Raw genomic sequence first — 21,694 nt, 5'->3', positions numbered from 1 at the left:
AAAAACTACCGTCGGGTTAACCGGTTGATTTCGTCTGCCCACGGCGCGCTGTGGCGTTTTTCCCGGGGCGTATCTTTCATCGTAAGGGTGGGACTAAAAAAAACACCTGGTGCATGGAGGAGCTTGCTGAACGGAAATATGACCATCAAAAAGATGACCAGTGTCAGGTGGATCAGCAACAAAGGCTCAGCCGGCAACGGCTGCCAGTCGAATGCCACCAGCCCGAGAGTAAACGCTTTAAGTGCGACGATGTCGGAATGAACGCCGTATTTAATGGCAAACCCCGAACCTGCGATGGCTCCCAGCAGTACCAGCATCAGGTGATCCGACGGCGCACTAATGTAGCGAACCCGATCGACCAGAAAACGACGGGCCGACAGCCCCAGCAAACCAAACAGCATCACCCCACCCCCGTAGAGGCCTACCCATTGGATCAATTCGACCCACTGCCACACGGGTTCCGTGAAGTAGCGTAAATGGCGCAGCAGAGCAACCAGCAACCCGAAATGAAACAACCAGCCGAACAGCCAGGTCCACTTGCTTGCTTTGAAAAGGCTCTCGAACAACACGACCTCGCGAAACATCCGGGCGACAACACCGCCAGTCGTCGTTGGCGCCGGCGTGATTGGAATAACCAGTGGTGCCGGTGTCCTGCCGTAGCGGATAACTCGCAAAGCCACACCCACAACGAGACAGAGTGCTGCCACGAGAAACAGAAAGGCATAGACAGTGCCCAGAATCAAAACCAGCGCTCTCTATAAATTCGACCCGGCATCTGCCGTGTCCAACTAGTAGGCTGAACCGATCGTGACGCGCGTTAACATTTAGACGCAGCCGGTTGGCTTGGGCAGGCCCGCATACTTACAGGCCTGTTTGGCCGGGCCATAGGGGAACAGTTCATAGAGATATTTACTGTTGCCTTTATCTTTGCCCAATCGTTTACCGATAGCTTTGGTCAGGACCCGCACTGCTGGAGCGATCTGATACTCCTCGTAGTAATCACGCAGAAAATTGATGACTTCCCAGTGGTATTCACTGAGATCGCAATCATCCGCAGTCGCCATACGGTCGGCAACGTCAGCGTTCCAGTCACTCAAGTTAGCGAGATAGCCTTCCTCGTCTGTCTCGTAGGTTTTACCATTGACTTCAAATGCCAAATCGACTCTCCCTTTAATTAATCTACAACCAGCTCTGCACTTTATCGTTGGTTACCGCAAGTTCCACAAATCCGTCGTAGCCAACGAGATTTATACCGCTGATCATCTTCTCGGATCCGATTCCGCGCGCCTTGAGATCCGGCTCCAGCGCGTAAATGGTGGAGGAGGCCATCGCGGCTTCGACCATCGACGTCACAGCTGTACCGGACATTGCCGCATACACTGCATCTTCTATCAGCAGGATATCGCTGCCTGATTTGGCTAGTCCCAGACAGGTCTGTAGACTGTGACTGTCGAATGGCGACTTGTTGACCGTGTGCAGCATCGTCATTGCTAGAAATTCAGAATCACATCCTGTTGTTCAAGCAGGTCTGATAGCTGTGCTCGGCTGACCACCCGGATCGACGGTTTTTCCGCCCAGTCCTCTTCTTCATCTTCCCAAGTCAGATTCATCAGATCATTTAATTCTAGGCCTCTTTCGTCGAGCGATTCCTGCTCCACGTACAGCTTGGTGACCTCATAATCGCCCAATGCACCGTAGGTGGGCGCAACATTCTTCATGCCTGAATCGGCAGTGTCCTGGCCCTTATTGAGCTGGAACACGCCGTCACCAATAAACGCCATGCTGACGTCCTGATCGAAAGCGGCACCAATGAGCACCACTTCAAGACCTTCAAGCGGATAGATGGTCCCGTGGGGAGCGTGGCGATTGACGTACATGAATTTTTTCATAGCCTTGCCCGATTCGTCAGTCGCCGAAGACCAGCAGTCGATCTGCTTCAATGCCGGCCTCGATCAGCTGGCCCAGGCCTGATATGCGGAAACCCGGTGCGATATTGTCGCCATCTTTGCCGTTGCGTTTGGCTTCGTCTTTATCCAGGATACCACGGCGCTGGGCCGCGGCGACACAGACCACCAGGTCGATGTCATGATCGTGCGCCAGTTCGCTCCACCGGTCTACGATATGACGATCATCCTGGGGCGGGGTCGTCATCCGCGTGCCATTGTAAACACCGTCGTGATAGAAAAACACTCGGAAAATTTCGTGGCCAGCATTGAGCGCTGCCCGAGTAAAGTGATACGCCGTATCAGCGGCCTGATGGGTGTACGGCCCCTCATTGACCATGACAGAGAATTTCATCTGACCTCCCTAGGAACCGGATATGGGTAGATGCATTGAGGCTCTGACGCGAACCACGCCAGTGATCGATGTGATACTTCGTAAAAGGCAGGCCTGTCAGCTCAAAAAAGCGCGGCCAACCAATGCGATCGATCCAGTCGTTTATGCGCTCCCAGTCCCTGGCATCGTCCTTGTAGGTGTTGAGAATTCGCTTGACGATAGCCGTCGCTTCCGGCCAGCGGGGCGGATTATTCGGTATGCCAGAGGCGACGAGTTTCTGGAAACTTGGCTTACTGCGTGCATTAGAATGATTACCGCCCACCCATATGGCGAGTTTTGTATGCTCGGGATCGTTAATCTGCATGGGTGGACACGGTGGATAGCAGGCACCGCAACAGATGCATTTTTTTCATCCACTTCCAGAGTTGGCTTACCGTTGACCTGATGGGACGAGAAGGAAAGGAGAAATTATAGGCCTATCAAGTGCAGCAGTCGATGCACAACATCCTGGGTTCTTCCGCTGCACTCGATAGGCAGCCAAAACCAACGTAGATCAGTTGGCGTTGAGACTAATGGGACCAGTACTCAGCTACTTTGCCAGTTCATGGCCTTATCTGTAACACCACTCTGTCCATCTTCATAACCGGCCGTATAGGCGTCGGTGACCCGCTGTTCCTCGCGCTGGGGATTACCCAAGTATCCACCGGCCCATCCTTGGATATAGTCCTTATCGATACCCAGTTTTTCGAGCTGGTCTATGGTCTCGTTGTACACGTTGTACACGTTGTACACGTTGTTCATGTTGTAACTGTTGGGATGTTGGAGTTCTCGTGCATCAAGAAGGGCAAGCAAGCCCTTCTTGATAACACAATTCTGTCCGCTCAGGGCTTTACGGTGCTCAGGCCGAGGATCTCCCAGTCCTACATGCCACCGCGATACCACTTGATTTTGTGGGCGGGGTAACCGACTTTGAGTAGGTTCTTGATATTGTTTGGAGATTGACCACACCACATACCGTGCAGTGGTCAGTCGTCCTGCTCGACTTCTTGCAATATCTCAGATCGCCGAGCAGTAATACTCGCCGTCAAATAAGCGCTCGCTTGCGCGTACTGCAGCGCAGCTGTCAACTTGGCCAGCGCTGTCTGCAATTCGCCTGAAAGATAGTGGTATTCAGCAAGTGCCTGAAACGATTCTGCGGTGCGGCCGAGTTCGCCTTCAGCGCGTGCCAACAGTTTGAACAGTCGCATGCTGTGTGGTAAGGCCCGAAGTCCGGCACGAATCACCGGTTTGGCCTGATCAGGTTTGCCGGCCTTGATCAACATATCGGCATAATAACTCGCAACTACTGGATCATCCGGTACCGTCGTCGTCGCTTCAGCGAGCAGCTTCAAGGCACTGTTAAGATCACCCGTCGCCTGCAGTGACTCGGCCAAGCCCACCACATAAAAAATATTCTTGGGTGACTGCGCCCGCAGTGACAGGGCCAGCTCAACGGACTGATTATAGGCCCCTGTACGCAGGCCGCTGAGCATCAGGCCATAACGACCAGCACTTGCCACCTCTGGAATGTCCGCTCCCGCCTGGCTTTGAAAAGTGGCGGCCAGATGTTCTGCATCCGCGCCGTATCTCGCCAACGCTCTCGCCCGCAAAAGCAGATACTCTAGCGTCTGTGATGTTGCTTCCTGAGGATGACCTACCACACGTGATTCGATTTCTGCGATCCGGTTGAGTGACAGCGGGTGGGTGCGAAAATATTCGGGTGTCTCGTTTACCTGAAACCGGGTGTCTTGTGCCAAACGCTGGATAAACCGCGCCATCGCCTGCGGTTCGTAGCCTGCGGTACTGAGTATTCTTAAACCTATGGCATCTGCTTCACGTTCAAATGTGCGGGTATAGCTCAACTGATCCGACAGGGCTGCGGCATTGGTCGCCGCCATAGTGGCCGCACCGGCCTGACCCCCAAGAAGAATTCCAGCGATCAGGCCAGCCGTCGCAGGTATCTGCCGCTTGCGAGCACGTTCGATCATTCGCGGTAAGTGGCGCTGGGTAACATGGGCCAGTTCATGGGCGATCACCGAGGCAAATTCTGCCTCGGTTTCAGCGGTTGCAATCAGACCCGTAAACAAAACGATCTGACCGCCCGGACCCGCGAAGCCATTGATCGCGGGGTTATCGACCAGATGGAACCCGATGACGCCCGGCTCAACGTTCAGGCCCTGACCCAAGCGAGCTCCAATTCGGTCCACACTGTTCACCAACAAAGGGTCTTCAATCAAGCGCAAGCGCGTGCGGGCCAGACGGATGAATTCGCGGCCTAACGCCTGTTCTTCGGCAGTGACCACCACCTTCAGCGCATCACCATCCAGTCGGGTCAGTTCATCGCCGCCAGCCAGTGGGCAGCGCAACACCGCCACAGCGACGAAAATCAAACAGCAACTGGTCTGCAATAGCGCCTTGGGAAGAGATGGTTTCACGGCCTGATTGTACCCCCGCCAGCGGTGACCGCTGGTTCCAGCGTGGATTCTAGGATCACACATATCGCCCCCGTTACGGTCTTTTTTACTGTTTTTCGCAGGTCATCGATCCGATTAATCTTAAGATTAGATTATTCTTCAGTGACTGATGCGAATTGACCGTGAATCCCGCGTCTGACAAGGGTAGACTGGTCCAGCCATTTGGCGGTGCAGGCGCCGACCAACCAACCGAATTCGTAATGCCTGGCGTTTTAAAGCCATGAACCTAAAACAACTCGTGTAAAGGCAACCGATATGTCCAACTTTGACCAGGAACTCGATGCGCGCGGACTCAACTGCCCCCTGCCCATCCTCAGGGCCAAAAAAACCCTGAACACAATGATCGGTGGTCAGATTCTGAAGATTATGGCGACCGACCCCGGATCCGTAAAAGACTTTGAGGCATTCGCAAAACAGACCGGCAACGAACTGCTGGACTCTTCAGAACTCGACGGCGAGTTCCACTTCATGCTGAAAAAAATCGCTTGAACCGAGCCCACTGACAATATCTGACTTGGATCCGACACCACTTCGAAGGAGATAAACCGTGGATTCCAAAAGACTGACCATCATAGCAACAAAAGGCACACTTGACTGGGCTTACCCGCCCTTCATTCTAGCCTCGACCGCTGCGGCACTGGGCTACCAGGTGACCATGTTTTTTACCTTTTACGGACTGCAACTGCTCAAGAAAAAGCTCGACCTTAAAGTCAGCCCTCTCGGCAATCCCGGCATGCCCATGCCGATGGCTATGAACAAGTGGTTCCCGGTTCTGGGTACAGCCATGCCCGGGATGGAAACAATGATGACTGCCATGATGAAAAATACCATCAAGTCAAAAGGCGTGGCCACGATTGAAGAGCTTCGGGATTTGTGTCTCGAAGCTGATGCAAAACTGATCGGTTGTCAGATGACCATCGATTTATTTGACATGAAGCGAGAAGATTTTATCGATAACATCGACATCGGCGGGGCTGCGACCTACTTCGAACACGCTGGAGAAGCTAACGTCAATCTGTTTATTTAGAGTATCACGGAGCCATCTCACAACCAGCCTCGTCACGCGTACCGCCCGATTCACTACACGTGTTTATAGCCGGCGGTGGGTCAACACCGGAAAGCGGCGCCGTTTGTCTCGAACCGATTGAAGATCGATGTCGGCCAACACCACCTGGGGCGTGGGTTCGGTCTGCTCAGCGACAACCTCACCCCATGGATCAATAATTAGGCTGTGGCCGAAGGTCTCTCGCCCACCCGGATGACACCCCACCTGCGCCGGCGCGATGATCCAGGCAAGGTTCTCAATCGCCCGGCAACGCAGCAGAACATGCCAGTGCGCTTGTCCTGTTGGTACAGTGAAAGCGGACGGAACGGTAAACACTTCAGCACCACGCTCGCTCAGCGTTCGAAAGAGTTCTGGGAAACGCATGTCGTAACAAATCGTCAGGCCCACCTGGGTGTTGGGCACGGAAACCAGCACTGGTTGGGATCCAGCGTCAGTTCGAGCTGACTCCTGATACGACTCTCCACCGCCTACATCAACGTCGAAAAGATGGATCTTGTCGTAACGCGCAAGAAACTCGCCGCCTGCGCCATACATCAAACAGCTGTTCGTGACCTTTCCTTCAGTGCTTGCCAGTGGAATTGAACCCCCCACCAGTGAAATGCTGTGTTTTTTAGCCAACTCCGATAGAAAGCGCTGAGCTTCCAGACCACGCTGGGCCGCAGCAAGCCTGACTTCATGATTTCCGGTCATCAGGGAAAAATTTTCCGGCAACACAACAAACTCGGCACCGGACTCAACCGCCTGACCAATCAGACCGTCGGCGACCGTGAGGTTTTCGTCCACCACTTCACCGGAATTCATCTGCAGTGCTGCCACTTTCATCGCCGTTCAAGCTGTCCTAGTTTTGAGTTGTCGACCTGATAGCATCGCATAGACAATCACGTGTCACCGACCTCTAGCAACAATAGCAGCCGGTCTTGTCCACCTGAGCCGGGTTCCAGCACGATGTAGCTCGATGGAATACCCAATGCGACCAACCATTCGCGCAACTCCAGTGCCCAGGCGTTACCCTTGTCACCTCCGGGATAACGGATGGTCACTTGTTGGCGAGGGTTTTCAACAAATAGCGCCAGCAGTTGTTTGACCGGCGGTAGAGAAAGTACGGTTTTAGTCGTGCGCCGAGCAGGCCAATCCTCAGCAAATATCGGCTGCTCGAGCAATGTCTCGGGGATGCCCTGACCCGCAAACAAATTCGGGACACCACCTGCCAGATTCAGTAATAAGATTACGATTAATTGCCGAGTGATCACATCACAACCATGTCAACGTTTTGTTCACGCGAGTCACCGACTGCACTATTTGATGACAGGGACCAGACGGGCCTTAGTTAACAGCGCGTATGTCTCGTGGAGAGGTAATCCCATAATATTCGAGTAGCTTCCGCTGATGTGGCTGATTAATGTTGCACCCACACCTTGTATCGCGTAGGCACCGGCCTTATCGTAAGGCTCCATGCTGGCACAGTAGTTCTCGATCTGAACGCTCGTTAGCTGTGTAAATGTCACCTCGCTCATGACTGTCTGAGTCTGGGTGGTCGGGCCCGACGCCAAGGCGATGCCCGTGTAGACCTGATGCATCCGGCCTGACAACTTGTGGAGCATACAGGCCGCTTCACGACGCGAACCCGGTTTACCCAATATCTCCTTGTCAATCACGACACAGGTATCCGCTCCGAGAATGGGTGGCACTGATTTGCCGCGCTCGGCAAACCAGGATTCTGCGGCTTTGACTTTACCGCTGGCAAGGCGTACCACCATTTGATTTGCGGGTTCATCCGGTAACCGTGTCTCATCAAGGTCGACAACCAGAACCGTAAAAGGCACCTTAATCTGATTCAACAAGGCCTGCCGCCGGGGAGAAGCCGATGCAAGGCACAGAGGCACAGTCAGGTCCTTTTTGTCGGTCGCCGGGTCCGATGATAAGGCAGCCCCATAACAATACTGTGGGCCCGATAGAGTTGTTCAGCAATAACCACTCGGACCAAGGAATGGGCCAGGGTGAATCTGGACAATGACCAACATTCGGCAGCTTGTTCGAGCACCTGTGCAGACAAGCCATCGGCTCCACCGGCTAGAAGTGCGACATCCTGAGCCTGATCGATCCAGTTGCCGAGTTTCTGTGCAAGGTCTTCGCTGGACAATTGTTTTCCCATGATATCCAGTGCAACCAGTCTGCAGTCTGGTGGAGCCACCGACAGTAAACGTTCACCTTCCTCACGAACCAGCCGCTCCACATCTGTTTTCTGGCTGCGTTTGCCCGGTTCCACTTCCACCAGTTCCAGACGGGCCGAACCCCGAAGCCGTTGTGCATAGTCAGCAAAGCCTTCATTAACCCACGTCGGCATACGCCGGCCCACAGAAATAAGCAGTAGGCGCATCAATTCAAAGGTCAGTCTGTCCGTCCCGTGTGAGCTGCACCACTCTCGACAAACGATCGTCCCACAATCCTTCCAGGTCATAAAACCCCCGGGTATCGGGTAGCATCAGGTGAACCACAACATCACCAAAATCTAACAATACCCAGTCACTGCCGGATTCGCCCTCGGTACCAATGGGCAACAGGCCTTGCGCCTTCACCTGGGTTCGTACATGATTTGCAAGGGCGAGAACATGACGCGTGGAAGTACCACTGGCCACCACCATCCAGTCTGTGATGTCAGTAAGACCCCGGACATCGAGTTGTCGAATATCGTTGGCCTTGGCATCCTCCAGTGCAGCTAAAACCATGGCCTTGAGATCTTCTGTGCTTGAAGCGCTGGGATCAGCTGTGGTAGCCATACAGTGCATTATCCTTAATATAGTTTGCGACCGGTTCGGGCAAAATCTCAGTATTCACTGTGCCCTGCAATATCTCAGTACGAACACCCGTTGATGAGATATCCAACAGGGGAACATCGACACAGACGACCCATCCGGCTGTGCGCTTAACCAGATCATCGGCCGTGTCGGCCCTGGCCTGTATCCACCAGTCGGGCAGAACGGCAGGTAAACGCCAGCCCGGCCGGCCCATAACTGCGATGTGGGCCAGTTCCAGCAATTCGGTCCAGCGGTACCATTCGGTCAGACGCAAAACCGTGTCAATTCCCAGAATCAGGCAAAGCGGCAGCGTTGGCCAATCTTGTCTCAGTTCTTCAAGCGTCAACACGGTATAAGATGGCCCCGCGCGCCTGATTTCCCGGTCGTCTGCCTCGAACCCTGGCCAACCGTCAACTGCGAGGCGAACCATTTCAAGTCGGTGGACAGGGTCGGCCAGCGGTTCTTCTCTCAGCAAAGGTACCGAAACCGGGATAAACAGCACTTTGTCCATCGGCAGTTGCCGCCTGACCGCATCGGCCACCTGTAAGTGACCGTCATGTACGGGATCGAATGTACCCCCAAAAATACCCATGATGGGACTCGTATCCGTTCTGTCGACGACGGCTGCTCCCGAGGCTTCAGGATCGCACACTACCAGCGCCAAGTACGATGAACTTTCGAGTGGTCAACCCTTCCAATCCAACTGGACCGCGGACATGCAGTTTGTCTGTGCTGATTCCGATCTCCGCACCAAGCCCGTATTCAAAACCATCGGCGAACTGAGTCGATGCATTAACCATGACCGAACTGGAATCGACTTCCCGCAGAAAGCGTCGACTGGTCTCCAGATCCTGGGTCACAATCGCATCGGTGTGGCCAGAACCATAACGTTCGATGTGCTCAATTGCCTGATCGAGGTTTGCGACCACCCGTACAGCCAGAACAGGAGCCAGAAACTCCGTGCCCCAGTCCTCCTCGGTGGCAGCGTTCGCGTCGGGCACCAGTTGCCTGGTGTGTTCACAACCGCGGATTTCAACACCTTCAACCCGATACTTGGGAACCAAACGTTGCAGTACCTTTTCAGCAACGGATTCTGCCAGCAACAAGGTTTCCATTGCGCCACATACACCGTAACGCCGGCACTTGGCATTAAAGGCAATGGCGACAGCCTGGTCGATATCCGCTGCGCTATCAACGTAAACATGGCAGTTTCCATCGAGATGTTTGATTACGGGTATTGTCGATTCACGGCTCACCCGTTCGATAAGGCCACGACCACCGCGTGGCACAATGACATCGACAAATTCAGACATCCCGAGCAACTCACCCACCACACTGCGGTCGGTGTTGTCGAACACCTGTATGGCCGACACAGGCAAGCCTGCCGCCTGCAAGCCTTCTTGCAGGTACCCAGCGATGGCGAGGTTAGATCGAATCGCCTCACTGCCACCCCGCAGAATGGCGGCATTCCCCGATTTAAGACATAACCCGCCTGCATCAGCTGTGACGTTCGGCCGGGACTCATAGATGATGCCGATCACACCCAAAGGCACCCGCATGCGGCCGACCTCGATGCCAGAAGGCCTGCGATTCATATCACTGATCTCGCCCACCGGATCCGGCAGCGACGCAACCTGTTGCAGGCTCAGTACCATTGACGCGACCCGATCAGGCGTCAGTTCCAAGCGGTCGAGCAGCGCGTCAGCCAACCCCTGCTGTGTACCGGCTGCAACATCCAGGCGGTTTTGCTCCAGAATCTGGTTTTGACCCGCGGCAATAGCCTGCGCCATAGCCAACAACGCTTCGTTTTTCTGACGCGTCGACGCTTGTGCCACAATCCGACTGGCCGTGCGGGCTGCCCTACCACAGTTGCGAACGTACTGTGATAGATCGATGCAACTGTCGAGCGCTTCTTTCATATTTTCAATGTGTTAAGTCAAACTTCCAGACACGGTATTTATACCACAAACCGACAACAGCACCTGTTCGAGCTCAGCCCAGACATTGCCGGCTGCGCTTTTGCGACCCTTAACCACATAATCCAGCTGGCACAGTCGAGACAACAACGCCGCCCAGTAGTCATGGGGATGACGCCTAAGCGCGGCTTTCACACAAGTGATACGGCTGCGCCAAACCTGATGGCGCTGGAATACGGCCGCCTGTGATTCTCCGCCGGCAAGCGCAGCTGAGATCGCTTCCAGGGTCCGGACCTCGCGCGCGAAGGCCCACAGTAACAGCACCGACTCGGTGCCTTCCCGCCGTAGCACACTCAATATGCGCAGGGCCCTGATCTCATCCCCCGACAGTGCGGTATCCACCAGATTGTAGACACTGAAACGGGCCTGATCTTGGGTAAGTTCATCCAGTCGTTTCTCGTCCAGCGTCGCGCCAGTCTCGAGTACGAGTGCCAGTTTACTGATCTCCTGTGCTGCGGCCATCAGGTTACCCTCAGCGTAATAGGCAAGCCTTTGGACTGCACCTGGAGTCGCGGCAATTTTCTGAGTGTTAAGACGCTGCTCGATCCATCGCGGCAACTGATCGCGTGTCAGGGCTCGGGCTTCGACTACCAGTCCCTCTTTTTCCATGGCCTTGAACCATTTGCTGGACTGACCCCGCTTATCGATCCGCCCCGCGATAACGACCAGGATAGTGTCTTCAACTTTCTCATCCAAATAGGTCAGCATTGCCTTCGAACCAGCATCACCCGGCTTACCCGTCGGTAACCGGATTTCGATCAGACGACGACTCGAAAACAATGACAGCGAACGAGCGTTGCCATCCAATTCTGACCACTCCAAATCGATACCGGCGGTCAACGAACGTACTTCATCAACCCCTGCCTGACGTGCTACCACACGAATCTGATCGGCCGCCTCTTCGAGCATTAGCGGTTCGGCACCAAACAAAACGTAGGCACCGACCAGTCCCTTCTCCAGCCGGGCAGCGAGTGCAGATGGGTTTACTCGCACAAGTTGATCATCCTTATTCCTGCCGGCATCAAGAAAAACGCTCTGTTTTCAAACCTCCAGGGGGAGCTTGCGACACACTGTTGAGGCGACGCAAGATCTGCTGCACCAGGTCGTCACGCATACGTGCACGTAAGGCATCTTCTTCTTGTTTCTTCTGCAGTACCTGGGTGCTCTGGTACTCCAGCGTCCGGCTTAGCTTAAGGCGGGCGGGGCTCGTAAGAACACGACCGGCCCGATCCACAAAGCGGCAGAGTACTTCATAGGTCAGAATGTAACCAGTTGCCTGTCCACGACTGTTTATAGACAGTACCTGACGATCATACTTGACACTGACAAGATCGATAATAGCGCTCGCATTGTCGGGGTCATTGACTGCCATGATGCCACTGCGATTTAAGACTTTCGTGAGATCCGCTTTGAACTCGGCATCAGCCGCATTGACATAGGGTGCGGTCAGTACGGGCGATAACACCATCTCACCGCGCAGGTGGAACCCGCACCCTGCCAGGAGCAGGAGGTATAAGACCCCAAGCAAGATCTGGACTTTGTATCTGCCCAGTGGCGCGACCCCGCTGTCAACGATGAAACCGCCCCCCGCCCCCTTGATTGGCGTGTTCATCAGATCACCACATTGACGAGTTTCTGCGGCACCACGATAAATCGTTTGATCTCTGATTCACCTATATGGCGACCAATCTTTTCATCGGCCAACACCTGTTCTCGGATCTGCAGTTCATCAGCATCTATCGCGACCTCGATTTGACCACGCAGTTTTCCATTAACCTGAACAGCCAGCTTACAGGTGGATGCCTGCAGCGCTGTGAAATCGACTTCTGGCCAACTTGCATCGAGAAGCTCAGCGCCCGGATTCATGAGCTGCCACAAACTGTGCGCAATATGGGGTACCACTGGCGACAGCACTCGTATCAGAATATCCATCGCCTCACGCAGCGCAGATTGACGGGCAGGATCCTCGCCGGGCTCAAAACGATCGAGTCCATTAAACAGTTCCATACTGGCGGCGACCACTGTGTTGAACTGATTCCGTGCCATATCCCGATTGATTCGCTGGAGCACTGTATAGACCAGTCGACGGATCTCACGGGTTTCGGCGTCCCATTCGAGGTCTTGATTTACGTCGTTTACGTCTGAAAGACACGACTGGTGACGATGGGCCAGCGCCCATAACCGCCGCAGAAAGCGCAATGAGCCCGCAACAGCATCGTCATTCCACTCCAGGGTCTGGTCCGGAGGTGATGCGAACATTGTAAATAGACGCACCGTGTCGGCACCGTAACGATCCACCATGTCTTGCGGATCTACGCCATTGTTTTTGGACTTCGACATGGTGGTCCAGCCTGTGGGGTTAACCGTTGTGCCATCGTGCAACCACACCGCGCTGATCGTTTTCCCTTTTTCGTCACGCTCGACCCGTACCTCGTCGGGTCGGATCCAGGTTCTACCGGTTTCCGGACTGTCCTGATAGTACGCCTCGGCCAGAACCATCCCCTGACAGAGAAGCTTCGTGGTTGGCTCATCACTGCTGACAATACCCGCATCGCGCATCAGTTTGTGCCAGAAACGAAAATACAGCAGGTGCATCACCGCATGTTCTATACCACCGATGTAATGATCTACAGGTAGCCAGTAATCGGCGCGTTCATCCAGCATCGAATCGGCACCCGGTGTGCAATAGCGGGCGTAGTACCAGCTGGATTCCACGAAAGTGTCAAACGTGTCGGTTTCACGTTCTGCGGGTCGCTCACACTGCGGGCAGGCTGTCTGCCGCCATTGTGGGTCTGCTTTAATGGGTGACTGTACGCCCATAAATGTGACATCTTCCGGCAGAAGAACCGGGAGTTGATCATCTGGGACTGGGACGTCTCCACAATGTTCACAGTGCACGACTGGAATTGGGCAACCCCAGTAGCGCTGCCGGGATACTCCCCAGTCCCGCAAGCGATAATTAACCTGGCGCCGGCCAATGCCCAAAGCTTCGACATGATCGGCAATGCGCTCAAAGGCCGCATCATAATCAAGACCGCTAAACGTCCCTGAATTAACCGTCACTATGTTCTGTTTGTCTACCCACGCGGCCGTCATTACGTCAATTACGCTGCCGTCTGCTGGAGCAATAACCTGCTGTATAGGAAGCTCGTAACGTTGCGCGAACGCATGATCCCTTTCATCGTGGCCAGGAACAGCCATGATCGCACCGGTACCGTAGCCCATCAGCACGAAGTTCGCGACCCAGACTGGAATATGTTCTCCGCTGAGAGGATTTACCGCATTCACACCCAGTGGCAGGCCGTTCTTTTCCATTGCTTCAAGGTCAACCTCACTGATACCTCCAGTTCGGCACTGCTCGAGAAAGTCTGCTATTGCTGTGTTCCCGCCGGCCGCTTCGCGCGCCAGTGGGTGGTCGGCTGCAACCGCCATGAAGGTGGCGCCGAAAAGGGTGTCCGGCCGGGTGGTGAAAATCCTCAGCGGATCCCCCCCGTCAGCGAGTGCAAAATCCACTTCCAGGCCCACCGACCGACCGATCCAATTTCGCTGCATGGTCTTTACAGAATCGGGCCAACCGTCTAATTGGTCGAGTTCTTCCAGAAGTTCGTCTACATAGGCTGTGATCCGTATGAACCATTGCGGTATTTCTCGCTTCTCTACCTCTGCACCGGAACGCCAGCCTCTGCCATCGACAACCTGTTCGTTCGCCAGCACGGTCTGATCAACCGGGTCCCAGTTCACCACTGCATTTTTCCGATAGGCCAGCCCTTTCTTTAGGAGACGCGTAAAAAACCACTGCTCCCACCGGTAATACTCGGGCCGGCAGGTGGTGACTTCTCGTGTCCAGTCATAGGCAAAACCCATGCGTTTCAGCTGCCCTCGCATATGCTCTATGTTCTGGTAGGTCCATTCCGATGGCGGAACCTTGCGTTGGATCGCGGCATTTTCCGCCGGCAGGCCAAATGCATCCCAGCCCATGGGCTGGAGCACGTTACGACCGCACATGCGCTGATATCGGCTCATGACATCACCGATGGTGTAGTTGCGCACGTGGCCCATGTGGAGGTGGCCTGAGGGGTAGGGCAACATCGAAAGGCAGTAGAACTTTTCCCGGGTAGGGTCCTCAGTCACTTCAAAACTGTGATTCTGCAACCAGTAGTCCTGGACCTGCTGTTCGATGGCCTGTGGGTCGTATCGTTCGTCTATCGAACGGTTCATCGATCTGGTATGGGAATCAAGCAGTCGAACCTGTCACGCTCAGCGATCTTTAGCGGGCACGGACAGATCCTCCGCGCAGGGCCAGTCACAGAACGGGAAAGGTCGTTGATCGGTGTTCCAAGATACGTATTGCAGCACGCTGTATGCAAACAGATTGAGATCCGCAGTAAACTTTTTGAGTCGGATGTTGACTGAGCCCCTGAAGACGACCAACACAAACTGAAAGAGCATACTCACTCCAACCAGGAACTTCACCACGTAAAACACCATAAAGAAGTAAACGAGCATCACCGCCAGGCGCAACCAGGTCTCGCCGGTCCGAAGTTCAGTTGGTTCGTGTGCGTCCATTGTCCTTGATATCCGACCCCAAGACCGGCCAGTCCGATCTCGGGTGGCCTGATTTTACTATATTGAACCGTTTTCGCCGCACCAGCCCAGTCTGACAGATTGGGCGACTAACCCCCCCGAAATCGAACTGCCCGATCTTATCGAGTTCTTGAGCCGGTTTCTGACGCGCCCTCAAGCCTGTGTCGGCAGGAGCGCATGACAGTGCCAGCACAGTTCAAAACTGCCTGGGGAGATCTCACCGCAAGAATTACATAACTGTTCGTCTTCCGGGCTGGCTTCGTAACGCTCAATCACTGCCCGGGCAGCACGAAACTGATGATTCTGAACGATCCAAACATCCGGCCAGGCATCGGTGACCGGCAGTTCTCCGATGGCGCCTTGCGCGTTCTCGTTAAATACCTGAGCACTGATACCGGCGCTTTCAAGTTGTTGCCGGATCAGGTGCGCTTCCGGCAGCGTTGCAGCAGTGTAGACGCGGCGCATCGTTGCTGTAACTGCCACTCAGGAGAGATACTGGTGCTGTCTTGACCAGGGGATGGTGTTGTCCTGACCGCGGGCAAACAGAACTTGGAAGACTTGTAACGATCCGTGGAGAAAGCCGGCAATCGATCCACACAGATAAAGTCGCCAGGCCCGAGTAAACACCGGGTCAAACATCCCGACCACTTCATTGCTGGCTTCGTCATAACGCGCCAGCCAAAGTTCCAGTGTCCGCGCATAGTGCAGCCTGAGATTTTCAACATCAAGCACTGAAAAATTGTTTGGCTCGAGAATATCCATCATCTCTCGTAGAGTCGGCGGGTAGGCACCCGGAAATATCCTTTGTTCAATCCATTCATTCATCAGCTTCGGTTGGTTTCGACCAATCGTGTGAATCAGCGCCCGGCCATCTGCCGCAAGGCACGTGTCAACTACCGAACCCAAAGCTGAATAGTTCTGTTTGCCTACGTGTTCCAGCATACCTACCGATACGAATACGTCATATTCACCACTGGCGTTCCTGTAGTCATCCTCCACGTAGCGCACCCTGTCATCATACCCTTCTGCTTTTGCCCGCTCGGTTGCATACCTGACTTGCTCATGAGAGATGTTCCAGGCTGTCACCTTGGCACCGTAATGGAGTGCCATGTGTCGAGCGAGTGATCCCCAGCCACAGCCCGCCTCTACCACCCGGTCACCCGATTTAAGCTGCAATTTTCGACAGATGTGATCCATTTTGGCTTGTTGTGCCGCTTCCAGACTCATATCGGGCTCCGGAAAATAGGCACAGGTGTACTGCATCTCAGAGTCCAGCCATAACTTGTAGAATGCATTACTGATATCGTAATGATGATGAATGTGGTCACGTGAGCCCTGCAGTGTGTTACTGCGTGGTCTATTGCGGAATAGAAGTTTAAGCACACCTCCAAGAAATGACCGCTGTCGTGCCCGGCTGCCATACACTTCAACCAGCAGATCGACCAGATCGCCATCGACCTCGATATTGCCTGCTGCAAACTCTTCACCAAACGCAACATCGCCTTTCAGGACTAACTGTCTCAGGGCCCGATGACTGTGAATTTTGACTGTCGCCAGCGATTCTCCCTGACGAGGCGGAATGCTAAAGCCGTCCCACAGGCGTATCGATACCTGAGGATGGCCCAGCTGCTGAACCAACTGGTACAGACCCCAACGCTCGTACGCATGTGAGGACCCCTTGGCTATTGAGTCGCCGGTCCTGACGCTCTGACCCGCGGTGGTTCTGCTGCTGACTGTTGAATCTCTGCTATTCAACGCTAGAAACAACCTGATCATGTCCTAAACTGCTCTCAATAATACCTTGTCGTCGTGAGTCGTCAAGGCCGGCATCAAATGAAAATGCCCGGGTCAACCAACCCCTTACCGACAAACGAATTCTGGACGGAGCAGATGGTGCTTCACTCGCATCAACCTCCTCACACGGGTTAATCAACTACAGGATGCGCTCCGATATTTTTTGGCCAGGCATTGATCACCGCATGGACCAATGTAGCGAGTGGTATCGCGAAAAATACGCCGATCAGGCCCCACAAGCTCCCAAAGATCAAAACAGCCGAAATGATCGCAACGGGATGCAGATTATTGACTTCTGAAAACAAAATAGGAACCAACAAATTACCATCTAATAGTTGGATAACAACATATGCAGCTAACAAATAACCAAATTCGCTACCCCAACCCCACTGAAACCATGCCACCAATACCACGGGAATTGTGACCACTGCAGCACCAACGTAAGGAATTAGGACTGACAATGCAACAACCATGGCCAGCAAGGTCGCATATTCGAGACCCAGGAGCGAAAAACTGATCTGACAGGCAAACCAGACGGCAACAATTTCCCAGAACTTGCCGCGGACATAGTTGCCAATCTGTCGATCGACTTCGATCCAGACCTTTTCTACCAATTGGTATTCCTTGGGCACGAAGCGACTTAACCACCGCATCATCGTCTGTTTGTCTTTGAGGAAAAAAAATACCAGTAGTGGCAGCAACACTAGATAAATCAGCACCGTGATTAGTCCGACAACTGATGACATAGAAATCGAAACTATCGCCTGACCCCAAGATGTCAGTTCTAAACGCATGGCTGTCATGATCTCGTCGATCTGGGTTTGAGAAACGAGGTCTGGATACATATCCGGAAGTTTCAACATAGCAGCGTGCCCTTTCCCCAACATGCTGGGAATCTGCTGTACAAGCTGGGTGGCCTGTTGCGACACCAACGGCAACAATCCAAACAATATCACGACAACAAACAACAGAAATAAGATAAATACGATCAAGACTGCAACTAATCGGGGTACCCTCATACGCTCTAATTTACTGACCAGCCCTTCCAACAAATAAGCGATCACGATTCCGACGAGTAAGGGACCAATCATGTGACCCATCAGAATTAGCACCGCGAATAACACCAGGAGGCACAGCCCCAAATACACAACCTGAGGGTTTGAAAAATGTTGCTTGAACCAGCTTGTAATTAATTCCATGCGCCAGGATTCCGGTAGTCAGTGCCAAGACATGAGGCGTCAGGGCCTTAGTCTGCCACTATTTCAAAGTCGTGGGTAAGTACTGCAACCGCACCCAGCATCCTGGATGCTGAACAGTATTTTTCAGCGGAAAGGTCAATCGCCCGGCCGACCTTTTTAGGATCGAGGTCGTTGCCACTGACGACAAAATGAGCGTGAATCCGGGTGAAGACCTGCGGTATTTCTTCGGCTCGTTGTGCCTCTATTTCCACTCGCATATCACTGAATGCCTGACGCGATTTGCGCAGGATGAACATCACATCGATGAGCGTGCAGCCACCCATACCCAGTAGTAACATTTCCATGGGTCGCGGGCCCTGATTCTGACCCCCCAGATCAGGTGCCATGTCCATAGTCACTCGATGACCGCTATCTGATGAACCCAACAGTGCGTTGTCCGCCGTGACCGTCACCGTTGCGTGCATCAGATTAACCGTATCCGCTTTAGTGTGTGAGATCGAACAGTTCAGCCAACCGCTGGCCTGGTTCTTCAGCCCGCATAAACGCTTCACCAACCAGAAAACTACTCACACCGCTCTGGCGCATCAAAGCAACATCCTGGGCTGTCTGAATTCCGCTTTCCGTGACCACGAGAACATCACTAGGTATCGAAGGCAACAAATCGAGCGTTGTTGTCAGCGTTGTCTCGAAAGTATGTAGATCACGGTTGTTAACACCAATCATTTTCGGTTTGATCGCCAGAGCCAGTTCGAGTTCGTTCCTATCATGCACTTCGATCAGTATATCCAAGCCGTAGTCAGTTGCAGCCGCTGCCAGCTCAGCCATAGTCGTTGGATCTAACGCCGCAACGATCAACAGTATACAGTCCGCACCCATAGCTCGGGATTCGGCGATCTGCAAAGGATCAATCATGAAATCTTTGCGTAAAACCGGTAACCTGCTGGCGCAGCGTGCAGTCACAAGATCTTCGGCCCGACCCTGAAAAAAATCAGGCTCCGTCAGTACTGAAAGGCAAGCCGCACCACCTTTGGCATAACTCAAGGCGATTGAGGTCGGATCGAAGTCGGCACGTATAACGCCCTGACTGGGTGAAGCTTTTTTGATCTCAGCGATCACCGCGGCACTGCCCTGCGAGGCGCGGGTCGACAAAGCATCTATAAATCCGCGCGGTGGCTCCTGGGACGCAACCAGTCGATCAAGGGCTGATTGTGATGTCGTCCCACGCAACTCCGAAATCTGCTCCCGTTTACGGTCAAGTATGCGTTCCAGAATATCGGCGCGGGGCCTTTCCATGGCTAAGCGCCGTCAAGAAAATTCTGCAGTTGCTGGTGACCATACTGAGTGAGTATGGATTCGGGATGAAACTGAACCCCCTGGAGTGGCCAATCCTGGTGCCGTATACCCATGATTTCGTCATCATCGGCCCGTGCCGTAATTTCAAAACAATCCGGCAGTGAAGCCTCCTGAACCACCAGCGAGTGATACCGGGTTGCCTGAAAAGGACTCGGCACCCCCCCGAACAATCCTTCACCCTGGTGCGTGATCATAGAGGTTTTGCCGTGCATCAACTGCCTCGCTCGCACGATGACGCCACCGAAGGCCTGGGCGATACTCTGATGCCCCAGACAAACGCCCAGTATGGAAATATGTTCACCAAATTTCTTGACCAGATCTACCGAGATGCCGGCTTCATTCGGTGTACACGGCCCCGGTGAAATCACGATATGGTCGGGTGCGATTTTGTCTATTTCGTCGAGGGTGATCTGGTCGTTTCGGTAAACGATGACTTCCTGGCCTAACTCACCCAGATACTGCACTAGGTTGTAGGTAAACGAATCGTAATTGTCGATCATGAGCAACATGTCTGAATTTCCTCGATCATCCTGGCCAGGTGCCCACCCGTGCTAGCGATCAAGCACTGCCAGATCGAGCCCCTGTGCCGCCATCGCTGCTGCGCGAAACACCGCTCGACCTTTGTTCATCGTCTCCTTCCATTCTTGCGCAGGGATCGAGTCGGCAACTATGCCAGCACCGGCTTGAATGTACAGCCGTCCATTGGCAATGATCGCAGTACGGATCGTGATCGCTGTATCCATATTCCCGTTCCAACCAATGTAACCCAGCGCTCCAGCATAAATACCACGACGGTCTGGTTCCAGCTCTTCGATGATCTCCATTGCGCGTACCTTGGGTGCGCCGGACACGGTCCCGGCTGGAAATGTTGCGCGGAGTACATCAATCGCATCATAGTCATCACGCAGTTGTCCCACCACATTAGAGGCAATGTGCATTACGTGTGAATACCGTTCGATTTCCATCTTTGCAGTCAGTTTGACCGAACCGATCTGGGCGATCCGGCCAACGTCATTACGCCCGAGGTCCACCAGCATCAGGTGTTCGGCAAGTTCCTTGGGATCAGAGATCAATTCCTGCTCCAGATGCAGATCTTCTTCATCGGTGTGTCCCCGACGGCGGGTGCCCGCAATGGGCCGTACCGTGACTTGTCCGTCTTCCAGTCGGGCCAAAATTTCCGGCGAGGAACCGACGATGTGGAAATCCTCCAGGTCAAGATAGTACATGTAGGGCGACGGATTAACTGTGCGCAGTGCCCGGTACATGGTGAGAGGTTCGGTTCGAAAAGGTATGGACAGACGCTGTGACAGCACTGTCTGAAAAACATCGCCGCTGCGAATATATTCCTTGGCCACTTCAACAGCAGCTTCAAACTCGGTTTGCTCAAAGGAAGAGATAAAATCATCCTCTGCAACCGGCGCAGTCGTTGGTACTGCTGCCGACACCGTTTCTTGCTGAATCTGATTCGCCAGCTCGTCTAAACGGTGATTACCGGCTTCAAAAGCATCCTCTGTTTCAGGATCGGTGTGGACGATAACATGGAGCCGGCCACTGAGATTATCAAACACCACGACTTCATCTGACACCATCAGCAGAATATCCGGCGCTCCAACTGGATCGGGTTTGGCGGTCTCCCCCAGATGGGTTTCTACATAATTGATTGTTTCGTAGCCGAAGTAACCGACCAGACCACCGGTAAACCTGGGCATGCCATCGATCTGAGGGACACGGAACTGATGCTGAATCTGTTGAATGGCACTCAGCGGATCATCGGTGGACTGGCTGTGAATCACCTCGCCGGCCTCTTCAATCACGACCTGATCACCGTCGACCTTGATCACCGTTGCACACGGCAGTCCGATCATCGAGTAGCGGCCCCACTTCTCGCCGCCCTGTACTGACTCGAGTAGGTAGCTGTATGCACCCCGAGCAAGTTTGGCATACGCGCTGACTGGCGTCTCGAGATCGGCCAGCACTGTCCTTACCATGGGGATACGGTTATAACCCGCAGCCCGATACCGGTCATAGTCTAAACGGCTGATCATTTTAGAATTTCTCCTGAACTGCAGGCAGTTCCGGCAAGACTCAGTGGACTACGGTGTTGTTCAGTAAGCACGACAAATGGTTCGATGGTGAG

Annotated in this window: 27 protein-coding genes and 2 pseudogenes; 2 read left to right on the top strand and 27 right to left on the bottom strand. The window is 53.8% G+C overall.

Annotated features, from left to right (window positions below; genetic code table 11):
* Nucleotides 1-5: 5 nt before the first annotated feature.
* The 9 genes and pseudogenes from MK323_03400 to MK323_03360 form a co-directional block, all read right to left on the bottom strand.
* Nucleotides 6-743: a respiratory nitrate reductase subunit gamma gene (locus MK323_03400; protein MCH2481206.1), complete on the bottom strand. Its 738-nt coding sequence runs from the start codon at nucleotides 741-743 to the stop codon at nucleotides 6-8.
* Between the two features lie 81 nt (nucleotides 744-824).
* On the bottom strand, nucleotides 825-1,157 hold the full coding sequence (locus MK323_03395) for a TusE/DsrC/DsvC family sulfur relay protein (GenBank protein ID MCH2481205.1): 333 nt from the start codon (nucleotides 1,155-1,157) through the stop codon (nucleotides 825-827).
* A gap of 22 nt (nucleotides 1,158-1,179) precedes the next feature.
* A complete protein-coding gene (gene tusB / locus MK323_03390; protein MCH2481204.1) occupies nucleotides 1,180-1,488 on the bottom strand; it encodes a sulfurtransferase complex subunit TusB in 309 nt (102 codons plus the stop codon).
* A 2-nt stretch (nucleotides 1,489-1,490) separates the two neighbouring features.
* A complete protein-coding gene (gene tusC / locus MK323_03385; GenBank protein MCH2481203.1) occupies nucleotides 1,491-1,889 on the bottom strand; it encodes a sulfurtransferase complex subunit TusC in 399 nt (132 codons plus the stop codon).
* 16 nt (nucleotides 1,890-1,905) lie between these two features.
* Nucleotides 1,906-2,298, bottom strand: coding sequence for a sulfurtransferase complex subunit TusD (gene tusD, locus MK323_03380; protein MCH2481202.1), 393 nt, complete (start codon nucleotides 2,296-2,298; stop codon nucleotides 1,906-1,908).
* Nucleotides 2,273-2,718, bottom strand: a pseudogene (locus tag MK323_03375) (dissimilatory-type sulfite reductase subunit beta). Before MK323_03375 ends, tusD begins: the two are co-directional and overlap by 26 nt.
* A 144-nt stretch (nucleotides 2,719-2,862) precedes the next feature.
* Nucleotides 2,863-3,060, bottom strand: a complete 198-nt coding sequence (locus MK323_03370; protein ID MCH2481201.1) for a hypothetical protein — start codon at nucleotides 3,058-3,060, stop codon at nucleotides 2,863-2,865.
* Between the two features lie 137 nt (nucleotides 3,061-3,197).
* A pseudogene (locus tag MK323_03365) lies at nucleotides 3,198-3,296 on the bottom strand (rhodanese-like domain-containing protein).
* 6 nt (nucleotides 3,297-3,302) lie between these two features.
* A complete protein-coding gene (locus MK323_03360) occupies nucleotides 3,303-4,751 on the bottom strand; it encodes a M48 family metalloprotease (GenBank protein MCH2481200.1) in 1,449 nt (482 codons plus the stop codon).
* A gap of 294 nt (nucleotides 4,752-5,045) precedes the next feature.
* Here MK323_03360 and MK323_03355 point away from each other — a divergent pair, with 294 nt between their 5' ends.
* Together MK323_03355 and MK323_03350 are read left to right on the top strand one after the other, a co-directional pair.
* Complete coding sequence (locus tag MK323_03355; GenBank protein MCH2481199.1) at nucleotides 5,046-5,279, top strand: sulfurtransferase TusA family protein; 234 nt, start codon at nucleotides 5,046-5,048, stop codon at nucleotides 5,277-5,279.
* A 58-nt stretch (nucleotides 5,280-5,337) separates the two neighbouring features.
* Entirely contained in the window at nucleotides 5,338-5,817 is a 480-nt protein-coding gene (locus MK323_03350) for a DsrE/DsrF/DrsH-like family protein (protein ID MCH2481198.1), read from the top strand.
* A 63-nt stretch (nucleotides 5,818-5,880) separates the two neighbouring features.
* Here MK323_03350 and MK323_03345 read toward each other — a convergent pair whose 3' ends face one another.
* The 18 genes from MK323_03345 to trpE all read right to left on the bottom strand — a co-directional run bounded on the left by MK323_03345 (nucleotide 5,881) and on the right by trpE (nucleotide 21,602).
* Nucleotides 5,881-6,678: a carbon-nitrogen hydrolase family protein gene (locus MK323_03345; protein MCH2481197.1), complete on the bottom strand. Its 798-nt coding sequence runs from the start codon at nucleotides 6,676-6,678 to the stop codon at nucleotides 5,881-5,883.
* 56 nt (nucleotides 6,679-6,734) lie between these two features.
* Entirely contained in the window at nucleotides 6,735-7,106 is a 372-nt protein-coding gene (locus MK323_03340) for a hypothetical protein (GenBank protein MCH2481196.1), read from the bottom strand.
* Nucleotides 7,107-7,151: 45 nt separating this feature from the next.
* Entirely contained in the window at nucleotides 7,152-7,745 is a 594-nt protein-coding gene (locus MK323_03335; protein MCH2481195.1) for a Maf family protein, read from the bottom strand.
* Complete coding sequence (gene rlmH / locus MK323_03330; GenBank protein ID MCH2481194.1) at nucleotides 7,742-8,233, bottom strand: 23S rRNA (pseudouridine(1915)-N(3))-methyltransferase RlmH; 492 nt, start codon at nucleotides 8,231-8,233, stop codon at nucleotides 7,742-7,744. Before rlmH ends, MK323_03335 begins: the two co-directional genes overlap by 4 nt.
* A 4-nt stretch (nucleotides 8,234-8,237) precedes the next feature.
* Entirely contained in the window at nucleotides 8,238-8,633 is a 396-nt protein-coding gene (gene rsfS / locus MK323_03325) for a ribosome silencing factor (GenBank protein ID MCH2481193.1), read from the bottom strand.
* Nucleotides 8,617-9,303, bottom strand: coding sequence for a nicotinate-nucleotide adenylyltransferase (nadD, locus tag MK323_03320; GenBank protein ID MCH2481192.1), 687 nt, complete (start codon nucleotides 9,301-9,303; stop codon nucleotides 8,617-8,619). The genes rsfS and nadD overlap by 17 nt, the downstream gene beginning before the upstream one ends.
* Complete coding sequence (locus MK323_03315; protein MCH2481191.1) at nucleotides 9,290-10,546, bottom strand: glutamate-5-semialdehyde dehydrogenase; 1,257 nt, start codon at nucleotides 10,544-10,546, stop codon at nucleotides 9,290-9,292. Before MK323_03315 ends, nadD begins: the two co-directional genes overlap by 14 nt.
* Nucleotides 10,547-10,582: 36 nt before the next feature.
* Nucleotides 10,583-11,620 (bottom strand): DNA polymerase III subunit delta, encoded by a 1,038-nt coding sequence (holA, locus tag MK323_03310; protein ID MCH2481190.1) that lies wholly within the window; start codon nucleotides 11,618-11,620, stop codon nucleotides 10,583-10,585.
* Between the two features lie 28 nt (nucleotides 11,621-11,648).
* Nucleotides 11,649-12,239 (bottom strand): LPS assembly lipoprotein LptE, encoded by a 591-nt coding sequence (gene lptE, locus MK323_03305; GenBank protein ID MCH2481189.1) that lies wholly within the window; start codon nucleotides 12,237-12,239, stop codon nucleotides 11,649-11,651.
* The gene (leuS, locus tag MK323_03300) at nucleotides 12,239-14,845 is read right to left on the bottom strand and encodes a leucine--tRNA ligase (protein ID MCH2481188.1); all 2,607 of its coding nucleotides are present in this window, start codon (nucleotides 14,843-14,845) and stop codon (nucleotides 12,239-12,241) included. The genes lptE and leuS overlap by 1 nt, the downstream gene beginning before the upstream one ends.
* 39 nt (nucleotides 14,846-14,884) lie before the next feature.
* Nucleotides 14,885-15,193, bottom strand: a complete 309-nt coding sequence (locus MK323_03295) for a DUF4389 domain-containing protein (GenBank protein ID MCH2481187.1) — start codon at nucleotides 15,191-15,193, stop codon at nucleotides 14,885-14,887.
* Between the two features lie 171 nt (nucleotides 15,194-15,364).
* Entirely contained in the window at nucleotides 15,365-15,694 is a 330-nt protein-coding gene (locus MK323_03290; GenBank protein ID MCH2481186.1) for a DUF2007 domain-containing protein, read from the bottom strand.
* On the bottom strand, nucleotides 15,695-16,966 hold the full coding sequence (locus MK323_03285; protein ID MCH2481185.1) for a cyclopropane-fatty-acyl-phospholipid synthase family protein: 1,272 nt from the start codon (nucleotides 16,964-16,966) through the stop codon (nucleotides 15,695-15,697).
* A gap of 170 nt (nucleotides 16,967-17,136) precedes the next feature.
* Nucleotides 17,137-18,204 carry an AI-2E family transporter gene (locus MK323_03280; GenBank protein ID MCH2481184.1) on the bottom strand — a complete coding sequence of 356 codons (1,068 nt, stop codon included), beginning with the start codon at nucleotides 18,202-18,204 and terminating at the stop codon, nucleotides 17,137-17,139.
* 47 nt (nucleotides 18,205-18,251) lie between these two features.
* Nucleotides 18,252-18,668 (bottom strand): OsmC family protein, encoded by a 417-nt coding sequence (locus MK323_03275; GenBank protein ID MCH2481183.1) that lies wholly within the window; start codon nucleotides 18,666-18,668, stop codon nucleotides 18,252-18,254.
* Between the two features lie 19 nt (nucleotides 18,669-18,687).
* Nucleotides 18,688-19,497, bottom strand: a complete 810-nt coding sequence (gene trpC, locus MK323_03270) for an indole-3-glycerol phosphate synthase TrpC (GenBank protein MCH2481182.1) — start codon at nucleotides 19,495-19,497, stop codon at nucleotides 18,688-18,690.
* Nucleotides 19,498-19,499: 2 nt separating this feature from the next.
* Entirely contained in the window at nucleotides 19,500-20,066 is a 567-nt protein-coding gene (locus MK323_03265; GenBank protein MCH2481181.1) for an aminodeoxychorismate/anthranilate synthase component II, read from the bottom strand.
* A gap of 42 nt (nucleotides 20,067-20,108) precedes the next feature.
* Nucleotides 20,109-21,602 (bottom strand): anthranilate synthase component I, encoded by a 1,494-nt coding sequence (trpE, locus tag MK323_03260; GenBank protein ID MCH2481180.1) that lies wholly within the window; start codon nucleotides 21,600-21,602, stop codon nucleotides 20,109-20,111.
* Nucleotides 21,603-21,694 lie beyond the last annotated feature (92 nt).

The sequence above is a fragment of the Gammaproteobacteria bacterium genome (assembly GCA_022450155.1).
GTDB lineage: Bacteria > Pseudomonadota > Gammaproteobacteria > Arenicellales > UBA868 > REDSEA-S09-B13.
Note: the sequence above shows the minus strand (reverse complement) of the source record. Positions and strands in the feature narration are given on the sequence as shown.

Excerpts from the sequence above, each read along its gene's own strand:
- tusD (MCH2481202.1), bottom strand. The coding sequence starts at position 2,298 with ATGAAATTCTCTGTCATGGTCAATGAGGGGCCGTACACCCATCAGGCC.
- MK323_03280 (MCH2481184.1), bottom strand. The coding sequence starts at position 18,204 with ATGGAATTAATTACAAGCTGGTTCAAGCAACATTTTTCAAACCCTCAG.
- lptE (MCH2481189.1), bottom strand. The coding sequence starts at position 12,239 with ATGAACACGCCAATCAAGGGGGCGGGGGGCGGTTTCATCGTTGACAGC.
- MK323_03355 (MCH2481199.1), top strand. The coding sequence starts at position 5,046 with ATGTCCAACTTTGACCAGGAACTCGATGCGCGCGGACTCAACTGCCCC.
- MK323_03345 (MCH2481197.1), bottom strand. The coding sequence starts at position 6,678 with ATGAAAGTGGCAGCACTGCAGATGAATTCCGGTGAAGTGGTGGACGAA.
- tusB (MCH2481204.1), bottom strand. The coding sequence starts at position 1,488 with ATGACGATGCTGCACACGGTCAACAAGTCGCCATTCGACAGTCACAGT.
- rsfS (MCH2481193.1), bottom strand. The coding sequence starts at position 8,633 with ATGGCTACCACAGCTGATCCCAGCGCTTCAAGCACAGAAGATCTCAAG.
- trpE (MCH2481180.1), bottom strand. The coding sequence starts at position 21,602 with ATGATCAGCCGTTTAGACTATGACCGGTATCGGGCTGCGGGTTATAAC.
- MK323_03275 (MCH2481183.1), bottom strand. The coding sequence starts at position 18,668 with ATGCACGCAACGGTGACGGTCACGGCGGACAACGCACTGTTGGGTTCA.
- MK323_03265 (MCH2481181.1), bottom strand. The coding sequence starts at position 20,066 with ATGTTGCTCATGATCGACAATTACGATTCGTTTACCTACAACCTAGTG.
- trpC (MCH2481182.1), bottom strand. The coding sequence starts at position 19,497 with ATGGAAAGGCCCCGCGCCGATATTCTGGAACGCATACTTGACCGTAAA.
- rlmH (MCH2481194.1), bottom strand. The coding sequence starts at position 8,233 with ATGCGCCTACTGCTTATTTCTGTGGGCCGGCGTATGCCGACGTGGGTT.
- tusC (MCH2481203.1), bottom strand. The coding sequence starts at position 1,889 with ATGAAAAAATTCATGTACGTCAATCGCCACGCTCCCCACGGGACCATC.
- MK323_03295 (MCH2481187.1), bottom strand. The coding sequence starts at position 15,193 with ATGGACGCACACGAACCAACTGAACTTCGGACCGGCGAGACCTGGTTG.
- leuS (MCH2481188.1), bottom strand. The coding sequence starts at position 14,845 with ATGAACCGTTCGATAGACGAACGATACGACCCACAGGCCATCGAACAG.